The 23,147-nt window shown below is 59.0% G+C and carries 28 protein-coding genes and 1 pseudogene; 6 read left to right on the top strand and 23 right to left on the bottom strand.

Translation table 11 applies throughout. The features are described 5' to 3' along the window. Positions 1-872: 872 nt before the first annotated feature. The 3 genes from HCN50_RS00525 (at position 873) to HCN50_RS34630 (ending at position 5,442) form a co-directional block, all read left to right on the top strand. Positions 873-3,173 carry a S9 family peptidase gene (locus tag HCN50_RS00525; RefSeq protein WP_171707695.1) on the top strand — a complete coding sequence of 767 codons (2,301 nt, stop codon included), beginning with the start codon at positions 873-875 and terminating at the stop codon, positions 3,171-3,173. Positions 3,174-4,228: 1,055 nt separating this feature from the next. Next, entirely contained in the window at positions 4,229-4,966 is a 738-nt protein-coding gene (locus HCN50_RS00530; protein WP_376700235.1) for an OmpW/AlkL family protein, read from the top strand. Positions 4,967-5,289: 323 nt separating this feature from the next. Continuing rightward, the gene (locus HCN50_RS34630) at positions 5,290-5,442 is read left to right on the top strand and encodes a PhnA domain-containing protein (protein WP_376700236.1); all 153 of its coding nucleotides are present in this window, start codon (positions 5,290-5,292) and stop codon (positions 5,440-5,442) included. Between the two features lie 82 nt (positions 5,443-5,524). Here HCN50_RS34630 and HCN50_RS00540 read toward each other — a convergent pair whose 3' ends face one another. Further along, entirely contained in the window at positions 5,525-5,872 is a 348-nt protein-coding gene (locus HCN50_RS00540; protein WP_065749064.1) for a (2Fe-2S) ferredoxin domain-containing protein, read from the bottom strand. Between the two features lie 75 nt (positions 5,873-5,947). Further along, on the bottom strand, positions 5,948-6,151 hold the full coding sequence (locus HCN50_RS00545) for a BolA family transcriptional regulator (RefSeq protein WP_376700237.1): 204 nt from the start codon (positions 6,149-6,151) through the stop codon (positions 5,948-5,950). A 255-nt stretch (positions 6,152-6,406) separates the two neighbouring features. Between HCN50_RS00545 and HCN50_RS34145 the strand changes: the two genes are divergently transcribed. Next, positions 6,407-6,535 carry a hypothetical protein gene (locus HCN50_RS34145; protein ID WP_283812034.1) on the top strand — a complete coding sequence of 43 codons (129 nt, stop codon included), beginning with the start codon at positions 6,407-6,409 and terminating at the stop codon, positions 6,533-6,535. Positions 6,536-7,932: 1,397 nt separating this feature from the next. Here HCN50_RS34145 and HCN50_RS00550 read toward each other — a convergent pair. The 17 genes and pseudogenes from HCN50_RS00550 to HCN50_RS00630 all read right to left on the bottom strand — a co-directional run bounded on the left by HCN50_RS00550 (position 7,933) and on the right by HCN50_RS00630 (position 18,054). Continuing rightward, complete coding sequence (locus HCN50_RS00550) at positions 7,933-8,382, bottom strand: Rieske (2Fe-2S) protein (protein WP_171707697.1); 450 nt, start codon at positions 8,380-8,382, stop codon at positions 7,933-7,935. Positions 8,383-8,749: 367 nt separating this feature from the next. Continuing rightward, positions 8,750-8,905, bottom strand: a complete 156-nt coding sequence (locus HCN50_RS00555) for a hypothetical protein (protein ID WP_171707698.1) — start codon at positions 8,903-8,905, stop codon at positions 8,750-8,752. A gap of 75 nt (positions 8,906-8,980) precedes the next feature. After that, positions 8,981-10,114, bottom strand: coding sequence for a DegT/DnrJ/EryC1/StrS family aminotransferase (locus HCN50_RS00560; protein WP_311966975.1), 1,134 nt, complete (start codon positions 10,112-10,114; stop codon positions 8,981-8,983). A gap of 65 nt (positions 10,115-10,179) precedes the next feature. Then, positions 10,180-10,449 (bottom strand): DUF6129 family protein, encoded by a 270-nt coding sequence (locus HCN50_RS00565; protein ID WP_171707700.1) that lies wholly within the window; start codon positions 10,447-10,449, stop codon positions 10,180-10,182. A gap of 34 nt (positions 10,450-10,483) precedes the next feature. Further along, positions 10,484-10,843: a DUF3024 domain-containing protein gene (locus tag HCN50_RS00570; protein ID WP_171707701.1), complete on the bottom strand. Its 360-nt coding sequence runs from the start codon at positions 10,841-10,843 to the stop codon at positions 10,484-10,486. A 15-nt stretch (positions 10,844-10,858) separates the two neighbouring features. Beyond that, positions 10,859-11,098 carry a nitrogen fixation protein NifZ gene (locus tag HCN50_RS00575; RefSeq protein ID WP_171707702.1) on the bottom strand — a complete coding sequence of 80 codons (240 nt, stop codon included), beginning with the start codon at positions 11,096-11,098 and terminating at the stop codon, positions 10,859-10,861. Then, positions 11,095-11,415 carry a nitrogen fixation protein NifZ gene (locus HCN50_RS00580; RefSeq protein ID WP_171707703.1) on the bottom strand — a complete coding sequence of 107 codons (321 nt, stop codon included), beginning with the start codon at positions 11,413-11,415 and terminating at the stop codon, positions 11,095-11,097. The genes HCN50_RS00575 and HCN50_RS00580 overlap by 4 nt, the downstream gene beginning before the upstream one ends. Further along, on the bottom strand, positions 11,412-12,185 hold the full coding sequence (locus HCN50_RS00585) for a 4Fe4S-binding leucine-rich repeat protein (protein WP_171707704.1): 774 nt from the start codon (positions 12,183-12,185) through the stop codon (positions 11,412-11,414). The genes HCN50_RS00580 and HCN50_RS00585 overlap by 4 nt, the downstream gene beginning before the upstream one ends. Then, positions 12,175-12,709: pseudogene (locus HCN50_RS00590) on the bottom strand (hypothetical protein). The gene HCN50_RS00585 and the pseudogene HCN50_RS00590 overlap by 11 nt, the downstream one beginning before the upstream one ends. Further along, positions 12,706-13,047 (bottom strand): HesB/IscA family protein, encoded by a 342-nt coding sequence (locus tag HCN50_RS00595; RefSeq protein ID WP_235976679.1) that lies wholly within the window; start codon positions 13,045-13,047, stop codon positions 12,706-12,708. Before HCN50_RS00595 ends, HCN50_RS00590 begins: the two are co-directional and overlap by 4 nt. 26 nt (positions 13,048-13,073) lie before the next feature. Further along, the gene (locus HCN50_RS00600; RefSeq protein WP_171707705.1) at positions 13,074-13,286 is read right to left on the bottom strand and encodes a 4Fe-4S binding protein; all 213 of its coding nucleotides are present in this window, start codon (positions 13,284-13,286) and stop codon (positions 13,074-13,076) included. Between the two features lie 11 nt (positions 13,287-13,297). Continuing rightward, positions 13,298-14,797 (bottom strand): nitrogenase cofactor biosynthesis protein NifB, encoded by a 1,500-nt coding sequence (nifB, locus tag HCN50_RS00605; RefSeq protein WP_376700247.1) that lies wholly within the window; start codon positions 14,795-14,797, stop codon positions 13,298-13,300. A 341-nt stretch (positions 14,798-15,138) separates the two neighbouring features. Beyond that, positions 15,139-16,002, bottom strand: coding sequence for an SIR2 family NAD-dependent protein deacylase (locus HCN50_RS00610; protein ID WP_171707707.1), 864 nt, complete (start codon positions 16,000-16,002; stop codon positions 15,139-15,141). Next, entirely contained in the window at positions 15,999-16,223 is a 225-nt protein-coding gene (gene nifT / locus HCN50_RS00615) for a putative nitrogen fixation protein NifT (RefSeq protein WP_171707708.1), read from the bottom strand. The genes HCN50_RS00610 and nifT overlap by 4 nt, the downstream gene beginning before the upstream one ends. A 4-nt stretch (positions 16,224-16,227) precedes the next feature. Continuing rightward, positions 16,228-17,412 (bottom strand): cysteine desulfurase NifS, encoded by a 1,185-nt coding sequence (nifS, locus tag HCN50_RS00620; protein WP_376700238.1) that lies wholly within the window; start codon positions 17,410-17,412, stop codon positions 16,228-16,230. Positions 17,413-17,423: 11 nt separating this feature from the next. Continuing rightward, positions 17,424-17,714, bottom strand: coding sequence for a NifU family protein (locus HCN50_RS00625; protein WP_171707710.1), 291 nt, complete (start codon positions 17,712-17,714; stop codon positions 17,424-17,426). A 16-nt stretch (positions 17,715-17,730) separates the two neighbouring features. Next, positions 17,731-18,054, bottom strand: coding sequence for a HesB/IscA family protein (locus HCN50_RS00630; protein ID WP_171580763.1), 324 nt, complete (start codon positions 18,052-18,054; stop codon positions 17,731-17,733). 278 nt (positions 18,055-18,332) lie between these two features. On the opposite strand from HCN50_RS00630, the gene HCN50_RS00635 reads away from it, so the two are divergent. After that, complete coding sequence (locus HCN50_RS00635) at positions 18,333-18,923, top strand: hypothetical protein (protein WP_171707711.1); 591 nt, start codon at positions 18,333-18,335, stop codon at positions 18,921-18,923. 15 nt (positions 18,924-18,938) lie between these two features. On the opposite strand, the gene HCN50_RS00640 is transcribed toward HCN50_RS00635, so the two are convergent. The 4 genes from HCN50_RS00640 to HCN50_RS33280 all read right to left on the bottom strand — a co-directional run bounded on the left by HCN50_RS00640 (position 18,939) and on the right by HCN50_RS33280 (position 22,056). Then, positions 18,939-19,346: a Rieske (2Fe-2S) protein gene (locus HCN50_RS00640; RefSeq protein ID WP_235976680.1), complete on the bottom strand. Its 408-nt coding sequence runs from the start codon at positions 19,344-19,346 to the stop codon at positions 18,939-18,941. Between the two features lie 693 nt (positions 19,347-20,039). Beyond that, complete coding sequence (locus tag HCN50_RS00645) at positions 20,040-20,207, bottom strand: hypothetical protein (RefSeq protein WP_171707624.1); 168 nt, start codon at positions 20,205-20,207, stop codon at positions 20,040-20,042. Between the two features lie 260 nt (positions 20,208-20,467). Continuing rightward, positions 20,468-20,671 carry a hypothetical protein gene (locus tag HCN50_RS00650; protein ID WP_171580754.1) on the bottom strand — a complete coding sequence of 68 codons (204 nt, stop codon included), beginning with the start codon at positions 20,669-20,671 and terminating at the stop codon, positions 20,468-20,470. 1,112 nt (positions 20,672-21,783) lie between these two features. Then, positions 21,784-22,056 carry a type II toxin-antitoxin system MqsR family toxin gene (locus HCN50_RS33280; RefSeq protein WP_235976682.1) on the bottom strand — a complete coding sequence of 91 codons (273 nt, stop codon included), beginning with the start codon at positions 22,054-22,056 and terminating at the stop codon, positions 21,784-21,786. Between the two features lie 180 nt (positions 22,057-22,236). Between HCN50_RS33280 and HCN50_RS00660 the strand changes: the two genes are divergently transcribed. Continuing rightward, positions 22,237-23,142, top strand: a complete 906-nt coding sequence (locus HCN50_RS00660) for a hypothetical protein (protein ID WP_171707713.1) — start codon at positions 22,237-22,239, stop codon at positions 23,140-23,142. Positions 23,143-23,147: the final 5 nt, after the last annotated feature.

A 23,147-nucleotide genomic window follows, 5' to 3' on the forward strand; every position in this document is an offset into this window, starting at 1 on the left:
AATCGTGCCTTGATCTGTCACAACTTATTTCAGAAGTTCAGCTCTCGTGCCAGCGGCCTCAATACCGGAGGGTAGCGAATTTAAGGGTAGGCATTGATTGATCGACGAACGTGCTCGTCTGCCGCGCGGCTAGTGGCAGCTTCGCAATGCTTCATGAGCAGCTCGATGAGCCTGGGCCTGAAAGTTCGAGGTCTGTCCCGTACAAGCCCGCGCAAGGGCGTGTAGAAGCGAAATACGGCGGGTCCTGTCAGTCGTCTCAAACAGCGTGATCACCATTGAGGACTTTTCGCCAGCGGCGCGCTTCTCCGAATGGCACGAATACATTGCGGTCGAGGCGATCGCTATCATTTTAGAACTTCAGCTCTGAAGGCCGGATGCCCGCATTTCTACACCAAGGCCTACGCACGCCGCACGGCGAAATGCTGGTTGTTTCGACGAGGTCCATTTCCCATCGCCGCCTTTCTCATCCTTGACGATCCCAGCCTGAAGGCGAGCGTGCTTGGTAGAACAAGCTGGGCGATATCAACAACGAGTCAAGTGGCGTAGACGCGAGCATGGTCGATCTCGTGTCGACAGCAATCTATAACTGGCATGGGGTTTCGTGTTTGATCTTAGACGCGCGGCTTGGTTCAACATTCAACGTTCTTGTCGCCTAGATGACATCGTAATCGAGAAACACGGGGATGCGCATCGCGCCCCGTTGGCATCCATTCTGCACACCACGAGCGTTACGGAGTTGAAAGCAGCGTTCACGGCGCTCTACGCCCAGAAATCCGGTGCGGTATCTGCAGCAGACGCTAGCCGCAGCTGCACAACATTCGGGAAGTCAACACTTGTGTTTCATCCTAAACCAACAGGAGAGGTAATCGTTCATGTACAAGTTCGGCGTTTTGACGCTTGTTCTATTGGTTCAGCAGGCGTCCGCTGCCGCGGGTCCGACGGACAACACTGCAAATCAGCTGCAGCTCTCCGATTACAAGCGAGCGATGACGATCGGCGATCAATATGCAAAGCTCACTACCAATGTCCCCGACGTGCCATTCTGGCTCGCAGATGGTGAGTCTTTCGTCTATCGGCAAACAACTAAAGGCAAGCATCAGTTCATTCTCGTGAATGCTGCCACGGGCACAAAACAGCCGGCTTTTGATCACACCCGCCTCGCGGCCGCGCTGAACAGGGCAAGCCACAAGGACTATAAGGCCGACAATCTGCCCTTCGCCGGTTTCAAGATGGCCAAAGATGCTGGCAGGATCACCTTCAACATCGAGAATACCCGGTGGAGCTGCGACCTTGTAAGCGATGCGTGCACAAGCAATACCATGCCACCCCAAGCCTATCAGTACAGGTATGACCGCACGCCACCCGCGGAAAATAATCGAGAGAAGACAAGCGTCTCGCCTGACGGCAAATGGCTGGCCTATTCTAAGAACTACAACTTGTTCCTGCGCAGCAAGGATGGCTCTCGAAACATCCCATTGACCTGGGACGGATCTGAATCCAACTACTATGCTTTGTCGACGCTGAAATGGTCTCCAGACTCGCGTCACCTCGCGGGTTACCGCATCCGTCCAGGGCACAAACGGCAGGTCCATTACCTCGAATCATCACCGAGGGACCAGCTTCAACCGAAACATTGGACGATGACGTATCCGAAGGCGGGTGATACCTTGGCACTGCACCAGCCGGTGCTGTTTGACATCGTCAGCCGGCGCCAGATCGCGGTCGACAATGCTTCGTTCCCAAATCCCTACAGTCTTTCGCCGATCCTGTGGTGGAAGGATGGCCGCGGCTTTACCTTCGAATTTAATCAGCGCGCACATCAGCTCTATCGTGTTGTCGAGGTGGACGCCACCACCGGCCAGGTGCGCTCTTTGATTGATGAGGTCAGCCACACCTTTGTCGACTACCAGCCACTGGTGAATCAGCCGCGTACTGGAAAGACCTTCCGCTACGATGTTGACGACGGAAAGGAGATCATCTGGGCGTCCGAGCGCGATGGATACGAGCACCTCTACCTTTTCAATGGCCGGACCGGCGAACTCAAAAATCAGATCACCAGAGGAGATTGGGTGGTCCGCACGGTCTATTACGTCGATCCGGTCAAGCGCCAGATCTGGTTTGGCGCGAGCGGGATGAACCCAGCGGAGGACCCGTATTTCGTCCACGCCTACCGCATCGACTTCGACGGGAAGGGACTGACCGCGCTCACGCCTGAGCTGGCCAATCATCACATCGAGTTCTCGCCTGACGGCCGCTACTATGTCGACCTCTGGTCACGCATCGATGCCCCGCCCCGCTTGATGCTGTACCGAGCCAGCGATAATGCCGAGCTGATGCAGGTCGAGAGCGCCGAGATCTCCGAACTCGTCGCCGCCGGCTGGCAGCCGCCACTCAGCTTCCATGCCAAGGGGCGGGACGGTGAAACCGATATATGGGGTATCATTCACCTGCCGGTCAACTTCGATCCAAACAAGAGATATCCGGTTGTGGAGCACATTTACGCCGGCCCGACTAGGTCTTCCGTTCCCAAGTCCTTCTCGGCCTTCGTCGAGCCTCTCACGCAGCTCGGGTTTATTGTCGTTCAGATCGATGGAATGGGTACGAACAACCGCTCTCGCGCGTTCCACGACGTTGCTTGGAAAAACTTGAAGGACGGCGGCCTTCCCGATAGAATCCTGTGGCACAAGGCGGCGAGTGCGAAGTATCCCTGGTACGATATCTCGAACCTTGGCATTTTTGGCGGGTCCGCCGGCGGGCAGAACGCTATGAGTGCGCTGCTCTTCCATCCTGATTTCTACAAGGTAGCGGTCGCGAGCAATGGCTCCTATGACAACCGGATGGACCAGATCTGGTGGAGCGAACAGTGGATGGGCTGGCCAGTTGGCATCGAATATTCTCAATCCTCCGCCGTCGACAATGCTTTCAGATTGCAAGGTAAGCTGCTGCTCATTGCGAGCGAAACGGACCGCATTGTCGATCCGTCCTCTACTCTCCAGCTTGCAGACCGGCTCATTAGGGCGGGAAAATACTTCGACTGGCTTGTGGTGCCCGGCGCAGATCACGTAGCACCAAGCAGTTACAGCAAGCTCAAGCTCCTGGACTTCTTCGTTCGCAACATTCTCGGGCAAGAACCACCTAACTGGAACGCCATCGGGTCGAACTGGCGAGAATAAATTCAGGCCATGATGGGGCGGAAGAGCCATGGTGACTCGCCGCGCTCACCGACCAAGGAGTTCGCGGTGAGTTCAAAAGCCGGCGGGACAAGTACGCTAACACGCCGCGCACGGCCGACCTCCAGTTGGCAATAGCTAGAGCGTTGTGGAGCGCGCAACGACAGGGCGAGCGTTTGCGCTTGCCCTAGTCTGGCGGCGAATGCACCGCACATTCGCCTTCGGCAATCCAAGGGCGGTCGGCGCGTCCGATGCCGGCTGGTGCACTCTTAAGAGCCCTGCTCGACAACACAGAGCGTCGGGCACCGCTGTCTCCCCGTGCGCCTTAGCATTTGCGGTATCAATCGACTTCTTCAAGCTCAGCAGCTGCCCTTAATTCAGTCTATGGACGTTTCAATCGCGGTAAATCGTCCGTTCGAGTACCAAGCCATCCCAATCAGAGCGGGCCTTTTCGACTTCGCTGCGTTGGCACTTGTCTTCTTTTGGTAAATCGACAAGCAGGCAAGTTGAACGAGCACCGATTTCTTAGGCTCAAATTTGCTGACCGCCTCGTCCGCGGAGTAGAAGTCTTGGCGCATTAGAGACGCCTCATCCGCCTCGAGCCATTCAGTTGGTTGACGGAAAACGGAACGTTACTGCCTCGCAACCGTGATGAGTGAGGATGAGCAGCATGGCGTCTTCGAGATTGCCGCTTCGGCGCAGAGCGATATTGGTCGGCGATAGGTAAACCTCAGTGCAACAACAGCGTAGTTGCGAATGCAGCGCAGCCACGACTTATCTTGTACAGGTCACGAACTGTGTCGCCTCCGACCGCTCTCTGGTGGACTCAGAGCTCGCCGGCTGAGGTACAATACAGACGAATCCTGCTCAGACAAATATAGAGCGAAATGTTCGAAGAAAAGTCATTATGCTGCACGGCCAGTGATCCTTTTGCAACGCGTCGACTTAATCGCGCCATCACCCGCCCGATTTGATCCGCATCACATCATCACCAGCCCGCTTGTGGTGTGACAGAGGCGTCGCGCGACTCCCCGCGCTGACTGGGAATGGAGAATGCGATGAGAACAAGAGCAATTCTAACGATGGCGTCGCTGCTCGTGCTCGCGGCGGCGTTCGGTGGGGCCGCCATATCGGTACGGGCTGCGGATCTGGCATCGGCGTCGATCTACACCAAGGCGCCGCCGGTCGCCCCCTTCAATCCCTGGATGGTCCGCCTGCGCGTGCTCGGCGTGCTGCCGGATGCAAGAGGCAGCTTGGTCAATGTTGCCGGTATCCCGCCCCTGTCGTCGCCGAATTCCGGGCTCTCGATCAGCGATCAGGCCATACCGGAGCTCGACATCACCTATTTCTTCACCAGGAACATCGCCGCCGAACTCATTCTCGGCGTGACCAAGCATCAGATCAGCGGCACCGGGACGCTCAACGGGCTCGAGATCGGCACAGCCTGGTTGTTGCCGCCGACGCTGACGCTGCAGTATCACTTCACCGATTTCGGCGCGTTCAAGCCCTATATTGGCGCTGGCATCAACTACACCGTCTTTTTCAACCAGTCTGCGGCCAATACGCCGTTTGCCGGCCTAGCGATGACGGATCTGCACATCAGCAACCAGGTTGGCGCTGCGGTCCAATTCGGCTTCGACTACATGCTCGACAGTCACTGGGGCCTCAATGTCGACGTGAAGAAGTTGTGGCTGCGGCCGGATTATTCGGCCACCGTCAACAACGCCATTCCCGTCACCGGACGCGCCAATATCGACCCATGGCTGGTCGGCGGCGGCATCACCTACAAGTACTGACAAGAGCACGATCCGGAAGAGTGGAAACCGGTTCCAAACAAAAAGATCGAGCGAGCTGACGATTCGAAGAAGCATCATCTCTCTCAGCGCCGGGAGCCGGGCCCCGGCGCCGCATCCGTTTTGGCTGTGAGCTATTGGCGGAGCCAGCATTAGGTGACGACAGACACGATCGAATTGGTTTAAGTGCAATCGATTAAGTCATTTTCTCATGTCGGCGCGACTGGCGGAAAGCACCACATGGAGGTCAGGCCAGCTTCAAGCGGTACGCCACCAGGGTGACACCGTCACGGTGATCAAGGACTTGAAGCTCAAAGGCTCGTTCTATGCGCGGCACCGTGATCAGAAATATTCATCTCACCGAAGATCCCGACGAGATCAAAGTCCACACCGATAAGGTCAAGGGCCCGGTGTTGCGGACGGATTTCTTGAAGAGAGGCGTGAGGTCACCACCACTCATCATCCTGGCGAGCTGGTAATCCGACGTTTCAGAGACGTTCCGGTTGGACGTGTAGCTGCGCCGTACTTGACCCGCGCAGGCGGCGCTAACCGAGCTTTCGTCTAGCTCCGCTTCAACACCATTACCAGGCGGTCGACGCGTTTGCCTTCCTTGAGATGGGACTCGATGATTTCGTCGATATCGTCAGGCGTGGTCGGGCGGTACCAGACGCCATCGGGATAGATCACCATCAGAGGACCTACGTTGCAAAAACCGAGACAGCCCGCCGCCGTGAAGCCGATATCGGTGAGCCCTTGCGCTTCGATTGCCTTGCTCATCCTGTCCCATAGAACTTGCGCGCCAGCTGCACCGCAGCTGCCGTGCGGATGTGTGGGCGGACGCTGGACGTGGCAGGCAAAGACGTGATGCCTGTAGAGTTGAGGAAGCTCGAATTCCGTTTCTGAGTTCATGCGCCTGCCACGCGTTCGATTGGGTTATATGAAGAGAGACCAGGTCCGAGTGCATCGCCCCTGGGACCGCGGTCATCAGCGCGAGCGCGTGAAGTTCGTCACCCATTGTCCCCTTGAGCGCTGCATGCAAAATCTGATGCTGCTTCGGCTCTTGACTGTAAAGGCACGCGGAATGATGCGGGCGCCATAATGATCGCCTTTGCCGGCAACATCTGTCACGGACACCTCCGCCTCCGGAAAGGCCTTCCTGATCAGGGCTTCAATGTCTGGTCCCACCATCGCGATCCTCCTTGCTCCCGCTTTGCTTGCTCCGCCATCTTGCTTCTGCATGCAAGCTTCGAACCAAGATGCGCGACGCCCGCTTCCACGCCGATCCTTCTCAATCTGCCAACGTCCGACTGCCAATCATTGTCACGTTTGCTACAGCAGCGGTCTCTTTTGTTGCAGACGTGACAAACATCGAGCCGGACACGCGCGCCTCAAGCTTTTCCGCAAGCGAGGCCCAAGCTAGCCGGAGCATGCCGGTCCTTCTGGATGGCCCGGCTCTTGCAATGTCATCTCAAGGATGAAGCGATCGCCTTAACTGTCACGGAGGAGCCCATCAATTTCGGCGATCTTCCTGCTGAGATCGACGCCGTGCTGCAGCAAGGCGTGATCGCCTAACGGCATGATCCGGCGCGAACCGACCGCATCTTTCGGTGAGCGTTGGACCGTGCGACGAGGGGGCGCGTTGATCGCCGAGCGTGGATTGCGCGAGCTCGCAAGCCAAGCCGGCTAGGAGCGCGACTGGCGGCAATGGCAAACCGCAATCAGCGATGCCAGTGGCGCCGGCGCTGCGCGCTGTACACCTTGAGGCGCTTGCCTTCAACCATTCCTGGGGGGCGGAGACCTCGACTACAAGACTACGGTCAACGGATATGCCCTTTGAATTGCCTTGCGTGACTGGGATTGTTACTTCGCAGGGTTGTTCCCCCTCTCGCTGCACGCACGGCCAATCTGGTTTCAGCGAGTCTCAAGAACAACTGATACAGGATCGTTATCTCACCCTAACGGTCCTGTTACGTCTGGGCTCAACATCCCCCTCCAGCCCAGACGGAGCCCTCGGCGGCGTTGTGATTGTGACCGCCGGGGGCTTTCTCTGCTTCAAGCGCCGCCTTGGATGTAACTAGCACCTGCTCGGTCTCGGCGCCCTCCATAAGCGCGGTTGTCATCGGAAACAAAGGCCGCACCCGGCTTCACCCGACCAAAAAGTGCTGGCGTCGATGTTCACCCCCTTTGCCGGCCTGCCTCACTCCATACACAGGGCGGAACCGTGCAGCTCGCGCTCGCCGCACGCGAGTTGCGCATCTAGCAATATATGGAGAGGTAGCCGCCAATTCTCCTAAAAGGACGCCGGCGTCTTATCGCAGGCCAAGAGCGAATGGAAAGAAAAAGCCAAGCGGGACGAGGTCAGCGCCCTAGTCTTTAGGAAGCGCCGCCGTCTTTCATCATCCCGGTTTGCCCGCCTGGTTGCGCCCTCAGTCGGCCGAGCGTTGCTAGCGGGAGGTCCAATTCGGCGAGCGCGGTTTCGTTGGCAATCGTCCGAGAAATGCGGCGCAGATGCAAGCGAGCCAGCGGGGTTGAGCGCGGCGCCGCCAATGAGAAAACCGAGATGGCGCTGGCGTAGCCCTGCTCGGGCGTGTCGAGTCTTGGCCCGCCGTCCGCTCCGTGAGATAGCACTTGAACACCTGCTTGCTGCCCAGGACATCAGCCGGATGCACCGCGCCGATGATCTCCCTTTCGGGTAACGCCTCCATGCGCTATAAGAGCTGTTAACGGCCGATCGGTCCTCACAAGGCCGCCAATGCGCTCGAACATCGAAATCGCTGCGCGTCTCGTTGTTCGAGTGTCCCAGTTCCATTCATTCATGCCGGGCTACAGGATGACTTCCGCCGGCGTGCCGGCACTTTGATCTCTCACAACTTCGAAAGCAGCGACAGGCGCAGGCCTGCGCCAATCTTCATCCGAAGGACGGCGCTTTCCCGAAAGACTCCTGAGCCACGGTCATGAGATCATGCCTGTTAATCCGGATGGATCATGATGTCCATGGTTTCATCGCTGTCCTCGAACGGATCGGGAAACCCGTTGTCCTCCACCAGCTTCACGCCACATAGGCAGACGTCGCCGTCGACCACGGCGAGCGCGACCGGCTCCAGGGCTTTTGCGTTGCAGGGGCCGTCGATGCAAAGCCCGCTGTCGATCTCGAAGATCGCACCGTGCCGGCCGCATTTGATAAAGGCGCGGTCCGACGAGAAAAATTCTCCGGAGCCGATGTTGAGCCAGACACCGTCATGCGGGCAGCGGTTGAGGTAGCCGTGGTAGTCGTTTCCGAAGGTCCGCACCACGACAATCGGAAACGGCCGGCTCTCGCCGCTCTCGTCGATCCGCGACAGGCTAAAGCCCTTCGCGCCGCCCCGCTCGATTGCATCGGCGTGACAGACGGTGAACACCTCAATCTCTCGGCTGCCCATGTCGCGGTGCTCCCTTGGCTCATGCTGTCGTCACGTTTTCCTGCCTGAAGGCATCGACGGCGGCACGGGTCAGCCGAAGCGCGCCAAGTTCACCGGCCACCTCCTGGCAGGCACCGATGGCGCGCTGAGAAAACCAAAACCATCGTGCGGCCTAAGGCCGGCCTGCGCTCGCCGATCTCGACCACTATCCCGTTCAGGGACAGTGACCTGCTGCGAAATTCATTTGCCTTCCCTGCTATTTAGCGCCGAGCCTGCAGAAGCCCGAGCCGAAGCCCAAGGGCTCGATGTTCATGTCTTCGTTCCGAGCACCTTGGGCTCGCGGGCGAGCCGCAACTCGGAGCCGACGGCACCGATCGTTTTGAGCTTCTCATTCTCCACGCCCGCTCTTCGGACCTATCCTTGAGAGTTCCTTGCGGCCTTGCTGGACGTCGCAGGATCCGTCTTTGGTCTGCCCCCTGTATTTGTCCGGAATCTTCGGGTTCTGCAGCACCGCCAATAGTGATGTGGCCTGAATGACCTCCATTATCTTGTCCCACTGTGAGACCCTGACTGTCGACATTCACGCTTTCCGTTTGCGTCCCATTGATGGTTCTTCGGTTTAATAGATCGCTGCGCCAGCGCCGATGTTGATTGACGCATCCTTCACCGTCTCCACGATAAACTCGATATGGTCGCTGGTAAGATGGGTGTGAAATGGCAGTGCCAGGGCGCGATCGGCGATCTTCTCCGTGACCAGGAAATCGCCATGCCGATAGCCGAGATCAAAATAATGCCGCTGCAAATGCAACGGATGACAATAGGCGGCGGCCTCGACCTGCTCGACGCGCAGGTCATCTACGATGGCATCGCGGCTGGAGCGCGTGAAGCGCGTCCCGAGATGGACGAGATAGAGGAACCAGTTCACGACGGTCGCATCGGGAGACACATAAGGCGGCTTGATACCCTCAAAGGATTGCATATGCGCGTTGTAAAGCTGTTCGGCGAGCCGGCGCCGCTCCAGGATTTCCTCGAGGCGCCTTAGCTGCGCAAGGCCCAGCGCAGCTGTGAGATCGCTCATGCCGGCCTGGTGGGGCGCTGCGCTGCTGATGATAACGGAGGAGCGTTCATCCAGCCGATGTGCGCGATGGCGACGTAAGCCAACGGCCAAGTCGATGTCGTCGGTCACCACCATCCCGCCTTCACCGCAGGTCAGGGCCAGTGGCTGGGCGAAGTCGAACACGGCGATATCGCCAAAACGGCCGACGAGCTCGCCCTTGTATCGCGATCCGATCGCTTCGGTCGAATCCTCCAGGAGCGGCAGCTGATGGTGCTGCGCGATCGCGCGCAGCTCCGACCATGGCGCTGGATGGCCATTGGGGTTGCCACCTATAATCGCCCGCGTGTTGGCCGTGACACGCTCTTCGACCTTCGCCGGAGCCAAGGCTCCCGACCAATAGTCAACGTCGACAAATACGGCCCGCGCGCCCACTAGACTGATAGCATGCACCGTCTCGCGAAACGAATAAGGTGAGGCAATCACCTCCTGCCCGGGGCCGACGCCGAGCGCTTTTAGCGCAAGCAGAAGCCCGATCGTGCCGCTGGGGACGGCGACGGCATATTTGCGGCCAAGATAGGCGGCGAAGGCTTTCTCGAAGGCGTCAGTGATCGGTCCATTGGAGACTCGCGGCGAACACAGCAGCGCTTCAACGGCAGACAGCTCGGCGGAGGTGATATCGGGATCGGAGAGCGGAATGAAGGAAACATCGGTCTCGGCCGCGTCTGCGCCATCGTCGCGATGCCCTGCGACTCCAACGCCGGTCACGGCCCGGTACTCCTTGTCGCCAGCAGGATGCCAATCGCCCGCGCAGGATCAGTCGTGATCTGCACGCAGCGATCGCAGCCATCGATCAGATGCAGATCGAAATGCGGAAAACTCCGGAACGGCTGCTCCGTCACGTCAGAGGCATCACAGCGCGTCACGGCGAGCTGCGGAAAGCGGCGCCGCAGCTCGGAAAATGAGGTTGCATCAGGCTCCGCTGCCGCAAGCACCCGTTCGATTTCGATCAGTTCGTCTGTGCCAAGCGCCATCGCGGCTCCCATATAACTGGTTCCAAAATCAGCTTCATTGCCAGAACAGCCGCTCGGGATCGGTGTTCAATTCCTCGATTGCTGAGATCAGGCGGCAGTAAATGCTATAAAACTCCCAGATTCCGTTTGCGTGGTTCTTTCGAAACAGCTTCCACATCCCGTTCACCGTGTCATAGTGGACTAGCGCGACGTCGATGAGGCCGCCGTCCTTATCGATATTGTGAGAGCAGCAGGGACTCTCGATCAGATAGCCACCCCTCACCGGTTTCACATTCGGCGAGACATAGCGATAGCGCTGGCGCGAGCTCAAGGCACGCTCGATCCGCTTGCAATCGAGCTCGTTCGGATGAGGGTTAATTCCGACCCCTACTTTTCTCATTACCGCGGCATTCATTGCGAACGGCTCCCCTCAAAGCATTGTGATTTCTTCTTCAAGACAGCCGACGACCAGCCGCTCGCCGTACTCGACGAGATAGATTGGCACGTTCGCTTCGGTATGCCTTCCGACCTGCACGATCTCGCCGATCGCTCCGGCGCCGATCAAGAGTCCGTTCGCCGGTGCGTCCGGAAAGGAGCCGTCGTTAATGAGGTCGACCGCCGCCTTGACGCGCTGGCCCCATTGGTACTTCGGCAGCCTTGGGTCGATCACGGCGCGGCCTCTTCCGGCAACAGCAGGTCCTCAAGCTCCTCGCGCGCCAGCACCGGCTCGAGCTCCTTGCGCTTCATGCCGACGCGGTTGCCGCTTTCGAGAAATTCGACGCCATAGATGTAGAACTGCTGCAGGAAAGTGCCGATTGAGACGACGTAACCCACCTCCCCCTTTTTGGCGAGGATCTCGCCAACTTCCTTGCCGGCATAGGTTCCATCATTGCGGACGGTGCGGTTGGCCCGCACTTTTTCGCCGAAGCTGAAGAAAGGTGGCCCGGTGAGCTCGACGACTTCGCTGTCGCGAACGATGTTGCTCATGTCCCACTCTCTCTCGGTCGTTTGGGCCGGATCGCCACGCGCGCGCGGGCGACTTCCTGCACCATCGAGTCCTCGTCCTCGGCCAATTCAGCCAGCTCGTCCGTCGTAATGCGGCTTGCCACCTCATAGCGGACGCGCCAATCCGGATCGCGGCGCAGCACGCGGAGCGAATCCGGAGACAGCCGCCGTGCGATCTCGAGCCGCACGCTCGAATCGCGATCATTGACCATGCCGAGAAGCCAGTCATAGGGAATGCGGAGCGCAACCACGCGGCGCACCTCGGGTTCGTCATCGTTCATGAGAGGCCCAAGCAGCGCCGGCGCGATCCGGCTCGCCACCACCAGGCGGACGTAATAGTCCTGATCCGATAGCATCGGCGCCAGCTCCTCGCCTTCCAGCAAGGTCGCAACCCGCATCCTCACCTCCCGATGCGGGTCGCTGCGCAGCCGCAGCACAAAGCGCTTGGGAAGGCGGCGCGCCGCGTTCCAGCGCACGGTTTCCTCAGCGTCATCGAGCAGCATCGGCAGCAGGAATAGGTTAGCGTGTTTGGCCGCGATCGCGCGCACCTCGAAATGCGGATGTGTGATGTAAGCGTCGGCCAGCGCCGGATTCCAGTTGAAGAAGCGGTCGATGCGGCGGGCATAGCGGTCGTTGACGCAGGCTTGCATCAAGCGGCAGCCGCCGCTGGCCCTGAGCCCGAGATGCGTGCAGGTGCCGCAGTCAACCTTGTTGCCTAGCCAGTCGCGGGCCTCATCGATGTCATCGGTCATCGTCCTGTCCCATCCGCTCCAGCACGTCCAGGAGCACCTTGGCGCCGATCTTGTCGGTCGGGTCGAGCTCCACGAGCTTGCTGGCGGCCGCGTGTCCTTCCGAGTTCGCCGAGCCGCATCTGCAGGTAGGCGTAGGCTTTCAGTGAAGATAAATAGAAGCGCGACAGGCTGCTGTCGTAGCAATCGAAAGCAGCATCGGTCGCGCTAACCCGCCGCCAGTCGTCTGAGAGACCGTTTTCTCGCGCTGCCTTAGAAATACAGAGCTTGGCGACCTCCAACGCCTCCGACAAGCGGTTCTTGTAGAAATAGAAGCGGTAGAGTCCGATCAGGACGGCGGCGTGGCCCGGCGCCAGCGCCTGCGCTTCGTGCAGGTGTTTTTCCGCGATCTTGTCCAGGTGATAGGAGAGCCCGGCCTGCCACAGATGATCCTCGGCTTCGCGCGGCAGGCCGTCGCCGAGTAGCGTGTGCGCGATGAGGGTCCCCTCCCTCCCGGACAGCGGATCGCCTGCCACATCGAGATTCATCGGCAGCTTTCCTCTTCTAATGGGCAGCCTTTGCGGTGTTGCTGGAGCAGCACATCCGCTTCTGGGAAGATCAGCCCGGTCTGCACAGTAGTGTCGGTCAAATCGATCGTGAGACCCCCAAGCATTAGCTGGTTCTCGGCATTGAGAAGCAACTTTAGGCCGTTGCGCTCGACGCCTTGCTGACCGGGCCGAGGTGCCGGCGCAACACCCATATCGGCGGGTAATCCCGAGCAACCATCTGCCGTGACGGCGAGCCGGACGCTGGCGCCAGCGGTGCCATCGGCGCGCAGCACGAAACTCGCGAGTTTTTCAGCGGTGGGCGCCAGCGTGAAGGTCATAGGCTCGAGCCTATTTACGCCCGCGCCTAGTAGCGCGGCAATGAGGTGTCGATGACGCATGTGTTATCGACCGGGCACACCGCGACGCATTGCGGCTCTTCGAAATGGCCGATGCACTCGGTGCATTTCTTCGGGTCGATGACGGACGTCCCGCCTTTCTCCGAGATTGCGACATTCGGACATTCCTGCTCGCAAGCCGAGCAGCTCGTGCATTGCGAGGCAATGATCTTGAACGGCATCGACGTCTCCCTCAAGCAGCCGAAATCAGCGCGCTCTGCCGGATCGCCGCCTCGCCCCTGTCGACATACTGGATCTCGCCGGTTTGGACCCTCTCAAGATAGGACTTGAACCACGCGATTGCTGATTTTTCGATGAACTCATGGGCGTATTGGTCGACTGGCTCGATCCCGGCCTTCAACAGATTGCTCTTCGGACAGCCGCCGATCTTGGCCACGAACACTGCATGGCAGTCGTTGATGGCGCGGATGATGGTGGCAAGGCTCTCCTCCTCGCCATAACCGCCCCGGCAATACTGATCGACGCGGCGATGGCCGACTAATTTGGCGCCCGTAGTGGAGAGTTCGTACACTTGGAACTCCTTGGCATGCCCAAAGTGCTCGTTGATCAGGCCCGAGCCCTTCGTCGCCACTGCAACTAAGAGCTTGATGCCGCTCATCTCGCTGGCGAGCTTGGCGAGCTCTTCCTGCTCGGCAGCAACCTTGGCGACGCGTTTCTCCTCGACCTTGGCCTGATAGGCCTTGCGCATTTCCAGGTCATATTTGACGTCCATGGCCATAACCTTCTCGGTAGTGAACTCCGCGCTGCGGTCCTCGCCGAGCAGGCCGACAGCGTCGGCGCGGCACTGCCGGCAGTGCCGCATCATGTTCATCGCGCCTTTGCAGACATCCTGCAGTGCCTTCAATTCCTGCGCGGTCGGACCCCGCTGGCCGTTGAGCCCGAATACGGTGCCGTGCTCGGGCGCGGAGATCAGCGGCATGATGTTGTGTAGGAACGCGCCGCGCGATTTGACCGCCTTGTTGACCTCGACCAGATGCTGGTCGTTGATGCCTGGGATCATCACCGAATTGATCTTGCATAGGATGCCCCGCTCAGTCAGCATCTCGAGGCCTTGCAGCTGGCGGTCGTTGAGGATCTTTGCGGCTTCGAGGCCGGTGTAGCGCTTGTGGTTGTAGAAAATCCACGGATAGATTTTGGCGCCGATTTCGGGGTCGACCATGTTGATGGTGATGGTGACATGGTCGATCTTGAAGCGGGCGATCGTGTCGACATGGTCGGGCAGCATGAGGCCGTTGGTCGACAGGCACAGCTTGATGTCGGGAGCGGCCCTGGCCACCAGTTCGAAGGTCATGAACGTCTTTTTCGGATTGGCCAGGGGATCGCCAGGCCCCGCGATGCCGAGCACGGTCATCTGTGGGATGGTGGAGGCGACCGCCAGCACCTTTTTCACCGCCTGCTCCGGCGTTAGTTTTTCGCTCACCACGCCCGGGCGCGATTCATTGGCGCAATCATATTTGCGGTTGCAGTAATTGCATTGGATGTTGCAGGCGGGCGCAACCGCAACATGCATGCGGGCGTAGTGATGATGCGCTTCTTCGCTGTAGCAGGGATGGTTCTTGACCTTCTCCCAGATCTCGGTCGGCAGCTCACCCTGGCCGGCTTGCGAGCCGCAGCTCGCCTTGCCGCTGCCGCCGGACGTGCCGCAGCCCTTGTGCTCGGCGATCGCCTGCATGATCTCGCCGATGTTGACGGCGCTCCCTGCCAAGCTTGCTTCGTCCAGCGCTGATACGTCCATCCTAACCATTCTCCCTGCAGGCGGAAACTGAAATCAAGATTTGCAACTCGCGTGCCATGGCCGGAATGGCGAGCAATTTTGATCTAAGCCAAAAAAGTGAGCTCGCCTGCCGCGGTTGGCCGTGGAAGCGAAGCCTTCTGCACGACATTAGAAATGTTCGAAGTGTGACGGGCGTCTTGATCCTGACATGGAGATGAGCGCAGTCATTTCCTGGCGAAACGCAAGACAACTCGCGTGCGCCCGGCACGCGAGCAACATCGACCCATATACAAGTTCTGTCAGCCGGCGAGCAGTATCTCGATCGCGCGCGGGAGCGGGATCGCAAGCGGCGTCAGGCCCTGTTCGACCAGAAAGCGGAGCTCATTCCTGGACAGCACCTGCGGTTCCACGATGGCGTAATGAACACCGGCCGAGCGCTTGGTGAGCTGCCGCGCATAGGTTCGCAGCAGCTGATCGTTGAAGCGGCAGCCGATGAAGAGAAATCTTCGGCCATTGCGCCGCTCTTTCACCACATCGGGGATCGGCGTCTGAATGTCGATCTCGGTCAGCACCTCGACATAGTCGGCGTCAGAGATCAGGAAGTTCCTGGCAGGCAGCACGCCGCCGTGCGGCTTGTAGAGGACCGTGGTCCAGCTCTGCGCCACGGCGCGATCGACCTCTCTGCCCTCCGCATCATAGAAGCGATACCAGCGATCCTCGCCGATGCCGGCGCGGCTAATGCCCTGCACCTCGCCCCACCCCTCGTGCTTGCCAAGCGCTGCACGCATCGCGCCGTCATACCAGGCATCGACGATGACAGGCGGTGACAGCGCGGCGAGATGGTGATGCAGTGGCGTCGGCTCGACCGGCGCAGCAAAGGCCTGCGCCATCAATGCCGTCACGGTGGAGCGATGCTTGTTGCTCTCGATATGCTGCGCCGACGCCCAGACGTTGCCCTTGGCCCGGCGCGGCAGCGCGACCTTGGTAGCGAAGAAGCCAGCCAAGGCCTCCGGAGTCAAAGGCGCATCCGTTTTGGACAAATCGGCCAGGCCAGGTCCGAGATAGGGAACAATGCTGCCGGCACGCAGCCGGCTCGCGACGTCGGTAAGAATCGCCTCCGCATCGGCCGCGTTGACAAAGTCGATTTGCGGGGCCGTCTTCATCGCTCGTCCGCGCCCTCGCCACGCTTTCGGGCATTGACCGTGATCGGCAGCGGCGTATCGCTCGCCATTTCGGGCAGATCGAGCACCCAGCCATTGGCTATTCTGATCCAACCGCCCCACAGCCTCTCGTGCTCCGATTCAACGATCGGCTCCTCGAGATCTTTTTTCGGCACGTAAATCGACAGGCCTGCCTCCGGAGAGCGGAGAATCATGATTTTCATCAGATCAACTCGTGTATCGGGGCGAATTGCTGGCGGGATTGGGATGCTCTCGTGACATGGCGCGCAGGTGAGCCACGATGCCGGGCACTATTCGGACGACCTGATCGACTTCTTCGACGGTGGTTTCACGCGACAAGGAAAAGCGTACCGCGCCGCGTAGGATCCTCGCAGGCACGTTCATGGCGCGCAGCACATGAGACGGGTCCATTGAAGACGAGCTGCAAGCTGATCCGTGCGAAGCGGCAATGCCCGCGCGATTGAGATGGTGGACGATTGCTTCCCCTTCGAGATCTTGGAAGGCGATGTTAGCCGTATTCGGCAGCCGATTACCGACATCGCCGAGCGCTATGCAGCGGCAGTTGTGCAAGATCGCCTGCTCCAGGCGATCGCGCAACGCACCAATGCGAACGCGCTCCGGCTCGAGCCGCTCGGCCGCAAGCTCTGCAGCTTTTCCAAGACCGATGATGCCCGGGATGTTCTCGGTTCCGCCGCGTCGTCGTCGTTCCTGTGTCCCGCCCCAGATCAGCGGCCTGAATTTCGTGCCTTGGCGTAAATAGAGCGCTCCAATCCCCTTGGGGCCATGCAGCTTATGCGCGGACAGCGACAGCATGTCGATAGCACTGTCATTCAAGTCGATGGGCTCCCTACCTACCGCCTGTACCGCATCAGTATGAAACAACGCGCCCGCCGCACGCGCCAACCTAGCCAGATACTCCACCGGGAAAATCGTACCGGTCTCGTTGTTGGCCCACATAACCGACGCAATCGCCGTGCGTGGTCCAAGCGCCCAGCAAAAGGCCTCGACGTCAAGCCGTCCGCGCGAATCCACGGGGATCATATGCGTCTTGATGCCCCTTGTCGCCAATTGCTCCACCAGAGCTAGAATGGCGGAATGCTCGACAGAAGTTGTGACGATTTCGTCGCGCCCTTCCTGGGTCGCAAGCGCAGAAAGGATGGCGGTATTGTTGGACTCGGTCCCGCCGGAGGTGAAGACGATCTCATGATCGTGGGCGGCTCCCAGCAAATCTTGCAGGCTGCGGCGCGCCTTGCCGACCGCGCCCGCGATCTCGCTGCCGAAGGCATGGGTGGACGAGGCATTACCGAACCGCTCTGTAAAGAACGGCAACATGGCTTGCAAGACACACGGATCTGCCCGTGTGGTCGCATTGTTGTCAAGATAGATCGGCACAAACGCCTCGTTCAATGCCGCGCATTGGCAACGCCGGCGACCGGGATCAGGCGAACGAATTCACCGAGCCTTTCGACCAGCCGCGCCTGAATGCCTTCTAGCGTCGCGCTTGAAAGTCTGCAGAATACGCAGGCACCAGTCAGCTTGACCATGATCTTGCTGCCCTCGATACCGACCAGCTGACAATCGCCGCCGTCGCGTTGCAGATTGGGCCGGATCTCCTCGATCACTGCGCGAATGAGTTGCTCCCGATCGGCCGCAATGACCGGCGATTGCTTTAGTTGTTCTGGTTCCAGCAGCATGCTTCGATTTCTCTTTTCATCTACGGAAGGATTTGCCGCAGGAGCAGCTCGAGCTGGCGTTTGGGTTGTCGAAGGTGAAGCCGGAGCCCTCCAGCGCCACCACGAAATCGATCGTCGTGCCGGCGAGGTGCTCATGGCTCTTATTGTCGACGAACACCTTGATCCCGTCGCGCTCAATGACGGTGTCGTCGGACTTTGCCTCGTCGGCAAAACCCATCTTGTATTTGAATCCGTCGCAGCCGCCGGCCTCGACCATGATGCGCAGGCCGCTCGTCGGCTGCGCCGAAGCCGAGATCGCGCTCTTGAGCGCATTCACTGCGCTATTCGTCAGATTGATCATGGCACCTTTATTTTCCCAAGTCGTTTGCATGAGAATTGGCAAGTCGCATGCCAGCGCGCACGAGCTTGACAATGCTTACCTTTTTCGAAGTCGCGCCTGTTGGCTTTGCGACGCGTGTCGGGTTGCTGACAAAGGTTTTCGAGGGATCGCGGAGCTTTTAAGTGTCTTCTTTATGGATTAGCCGATGAAGCGTTACGAACGCGGCGGCAAACAATTTGCATTGCTTCTCCTGCCGCCGGAGTGTCTGGCGATTGTCTTGGATCGAGGGATGATTTTTTATGACTGCAATCGAGAACACCGCGCTAGGCCGGTTGGAGAAGGAGGGACGCCTGCTCAATGCCATATTCAAGGGCGGGACCACCAAGCAGGGCCGGTTCGGCTTTCGCGGCGATATCGCCCTAAAATTCCAGGCCCAGGTCGCCGACGAGAAGCGGCCGCCCCACTATTCAATCGAGCAGGTACTGACGGTCGTGCAGGAAGGCGAACGCAGCATTCCGGTGCTTGCCGGCTATCTGCACTGCTTCGCTTATCTTGCTGATGTCGCAAATGTTCTTGACGGCGCGCTAAGTCCTGATGGCAGCTACTTCATGTTTTGCAACAACATAGACCTGTTGGCGAAATATCGAATCAAGCTCCGCGGTATCACCTTCAACGTGCTGCCGTGCGATGAATCCACCGTTTGGAAGGAGATGATGGACCTGGTCGGGGTCGACAAAAATGACATTAAGAAGCTCGACGCGCCCGGCAAGCTCGACTACCTGCTCGACGCAACCAAGGGTGTCGATGCGTCCTATGATGAGATCTCTTACGAAGACGGGCTGAAGAGGATGGAACCCGTAAGAAACCGTAACGAGAACCGGCCGGTCTGAGCACCGGCTTCAACTTTAGCCAGAGGAATCCTCTTCCTCGACAAGCCGCACGCCGGTCGCGCAGATTTCGCCGTCCAGCACCGTCAACGCGACCGGCGTGAGACTGCTGCCCTTGCACCGGCCGTCCACACAGCGGCCCGTGCCGAGCTCGAAGGTCGAGCCGTGCTTGCCGCACATCAGCCGCATACCGAGGGGATCGAAGAACTGGTTGCGTTCCCAGTCGAGATGGACGCCAGTGTGCGGGCATTTGTTGAGATAGGCAAACACCCGCTTGCCCCAGCGCACCACGACAATGGGCCACGGCCTGTGGCCGCCGTCTTCGTCCACTATCATGAGGTGGAAGCCCATGGCGCGCTGGCTTGGAATATCGTTGAAGCCGCAGATTGCATAGGCGATATTCGACTGCGTCCCCCGCTCGTTCATGACAAGAGAACCTTCAACTGATCATCCTGCGATGACTCTTGCAAGAATCGCGCAAAGTACCGGATCGCCCTACTCTCTTTGGAGTCCGGCGCGCGTCGTCGCAAAACGAGAACCGCTCGATCATCGGACCAACGAGCTTTGTGGGATCAGGCACTTCTTGGCTGTTTAGGAATCGGATCGTAAAGCGGCGCGCTCGACCGCAGGCTCTCGCGGCTTTCCACAGCCGCTGTCCGGATGTGAACCGGTTCGTAATAAGAAATGTTCGCAGCAAAAATTGCGTTCTGGCCTTTAATCCATGGTATTCTGACAGCTGATGATATTTTCGAATCTCCCGGCAGAGCCTGCCGGGGGTTTTTTGGGTCTATGTTGTTACCTGCCGCCGGAATCGGCCTCCGGCTCCAAAACAATGCCTCTCCCTCTCGATCGGCGCCTGCACGAGTGAACCAGCGCCGCGAGCGCATTATCTCACCATTCTGAACATATAGAACGCGACGCGGTAGACTGTGATCTTCGCCATCCTTTCGGCTCCCGTCCGAGGAACCCATGTCACGCCACGCCGCGTCCGGCGGGACCGGCACTTTAGCGAGACCTCAGTTCGATTGCTGGGTGCTCACGCCCTCGGGAAGTGTCCTCGGCGAGGGCAAGCTGAACGGAAGGGTCGTGTTGGCGACGGCATCGAGCTGAGCGTTCTTCCTACAGCCGTCGCTCGACGTATTGTCTCTCCAGCTCCGTCAGCTTGGTTTGAAGCAATTGCGCGCTGCCCGTATCGGGCGGGCGAGTGCCGAAGGGGCGCTCGCCCGTACGATAGCGGTGAATGTTGTTGCGATGCGTTCGCATGCGAGCAAGGAACTCCTCGATCATCGTCGTTCACCCAGCGTTTGCTATGTCAACTCCCTTGGTGAGGGCGAGGGTGAGGGCAGTATCCGCAAGCGCTGCTTACGCAGCGCCATCACCCCACGTTGTGGACTTTCTCGGGCTGAATTGTCGTCCGAGAGAACACCGAAGACGGCGCCCCTTGTATCATATGGCCGCGTATCCGCACGCAAAGAGGACGTTGCCGCCGTCCCCGCAAGCGGCGGTGTGAGACTCTATCTCATTTTCTGCTTAGTTGTTTTCCGTTGTTAGCGCGCGAAGCACGCGGGGTCGGTTAAGCAAAAAAAGAGATCGCAGACGCCATCCAACGGGTCCTCCTCGCATTCGGGATATGACGTATCGGCTACGAGTACCTTGGTGTCGACCGGTTGCGCGGCACCCTCAGCGGCGAAAGTCGGTACCGCCGCTGCAAGCGCGACGGCGCTCGCAGTAAAAAACAGCATTTTTTTCATTCGAGACTCGCTTCCTTAGATTGGCCCCAGCCGTCCTCAATCTTAGATGACGACCGCACAATTGGTAAAATACATTCTCTTGATTGGACCTATCTACGAAATGGATCGACGAAGCGATCGCGATCATCGAGCAGATGACCGGGCTGTTTAGAGCAGAGACCGTCGGGCTCCCGTTGTGCGTGACGCGCGATCTGCAATTCCGCAAGACAATTGAAACGGCAGTGAATGACATCCTCGAACGGGTCTCGCAGATATTACGGCCGAAACGGGGCACGCTGTGGCAGCGGCTCGCATTGCTAGCGAGACCGTCGCGGCCAACCCCGCCCGATCAACCGGCCGTGTAAGCAATTGGGGGCGCGCCGGCGGGTGCTTTGGGGACGGAGCAGTCAGCGCGCTTTGAGACGTTGGCCCACGCGTTTCGTGAGTTGGCGAGCTGCGGCCGCAAATGGAACATCCCTCTTGAGAGACAAGAAGCGGATTGGAAACGCAACGCGCGTGCTTCGAAGCTGATTCAGAGACAGCCGATTTCCTTAGGGATGGACAAGCCACCGCTGGTCAAAGGCAACCTGGACTTTCTGAAACTGCCACTCGGAAAGGAAACGTTTTATCTGACGCCCGACGCCATCTTGGTCACCGCCGGCAAGACCGTGGCCGCCTTCGGCTACGGGGACGTTGAATTCACGGTTCGAGGCGCTCGCTTCATCGAGGAAGAAACGCCGCCCGCGGATGCGACGGTCGTGGACCAGACCTGGCGCTATGTAAACCGCAAGGGCGGCCCGGACCGGCGGTTCAACAACAATCGCCAGCTACCGATCTGCCTGTATGGTGAGATCGACTTTCGGTCAGTCAGCGGAGTGAACAAGCGAATTCAATGCTCGCGTGTGCACCGAGAGTTTTGTCGCGACGCTCGCTGCAATGTCATCTTAACGGTCAGGAGCTGCCCCGTTCGTTATGTCGTCGCAACGAGTCGCGTCGTAAGCCCGGTCTTTCAAAGAGCGCTCCGGGCGCACCGGCCGAAAAGGCCGAGCCTAACACTCCTTTTGCGGGCACCAGACAAGACGCTTCCCGAGATCGGCGCAGATGCCCCGGCACACTCCTTCGGCATGCGCCAGTCATTGCTGCCCGGCGCGACCGACAGTCCTCAGGCTTCTTCGAGCTCCTTGACGAGCTCGGGGTGGCGATCGAGGATCGTGATGAGTTGGACGGTCGGGCCACTCGGCTCGACATACCTGCTTGGTGCTCCGGACGACCTTGGCGATGCCGGCGCGATCGAAACCAAGGGCCGTCGCGCCGCGTAGCGCCGAGGTGGTGATGGAAAGCGTGTCCACCGTCCCGATCGCGGCCTTGATAGCAGCAAGATCGTAGGTCGGCTTCCTCTTTTCCATGAGACGTGTTTGCCACCATAATGGTGGCAAGTCATGATGGCAATTCGGCCCGCCGAAGCAGCCGCCTTCAGATCGTTTGGGCGCAACGTTTGCGCGAGCGGAAATTGGCGGCTCGAATGGACCGGAGGGATGGGTTCCATCACTTGACAAATGTCACACTATGTGTGACATTAAGGAACCATGAGATTTGACCAATTTCAGTTTCCGTTCGCAGGCAGAAGCCCCGAAACCGTCACTGTCAGCCTTCTGAACGGGACTGCCGTCCTCAGGCCGATCCATCAGGAGATGGCTCGGACGAGCTCAGCTGAATTGCTGAGCTTGATGCTGACGACGGACAGCTTGCAGAACAAGAAGCAGTTTTGGATGCTCTACCGCAATGGCCGGCCGCGCCATGCGTCAGTTTTGGGGCAACTCGTCGCTCGTGATCGCGACTTGGACGTCATCACCAACTGCAACCTCTTATTCATCTCCAAGAAGCAGATCGCGGCGATCTCTGAAGAGGTGGCGGTCTTCGCAGAGAGCAAGTTCGCCGACACCGATTCTCTCACCTTCTACGCCTATCCATTCGACGAATTCGAGTTTGAGGTTACCCGGCTTTCGGACGAGCAGCTCGAGGGCCTTGAAACGGCGCTTCGTGAAGCCATCAAACGCCGTCTTCGCTACAGTTGCAGATTTACGTTCAAGCGGAACCGAACTTCTCTCGCTCTGCAGGATGCTGCGCGCACCAACATTCATTCCTACCGAATAAACACGGGGATTTCTCCGCCCGAAGTGGATCAGCATTCAACCAGTGACAGATCCATTTCCCCAGGAGAAAACCATGTACCCGTTCACCGACGAACGGACGGCGGACATTTTCTCGGGCCGCCACAGGAAAGACGTGCCCGAAAACGTCGCAAAGAGAGCCGCACGGCAATTCGACATTCTGCTCGCAGCAACAAGGCTCGAGGACTGCCGGATTGCCGGGCGAGGACGCATCGCCAAACGGCAGAACACAGATCCACCCACCTTCTGTTGTCATACAGATGGCCAGTGGTGGGTGACGTTCCAATGGCAGTTCGATCGAGCTGTCAATATCAGGCTTGAAGACA

This window comes from Bradyrhizobium archetypum (genome assembly GCF_013114835.1).
Classification (GTDB): Bacteria; Pseudomonadota; Alphaproteobacteria; order Rhizobiales; family Xanthobacteraceae; genus Bradyrhizobium; species Bradyrhizobium archetypum.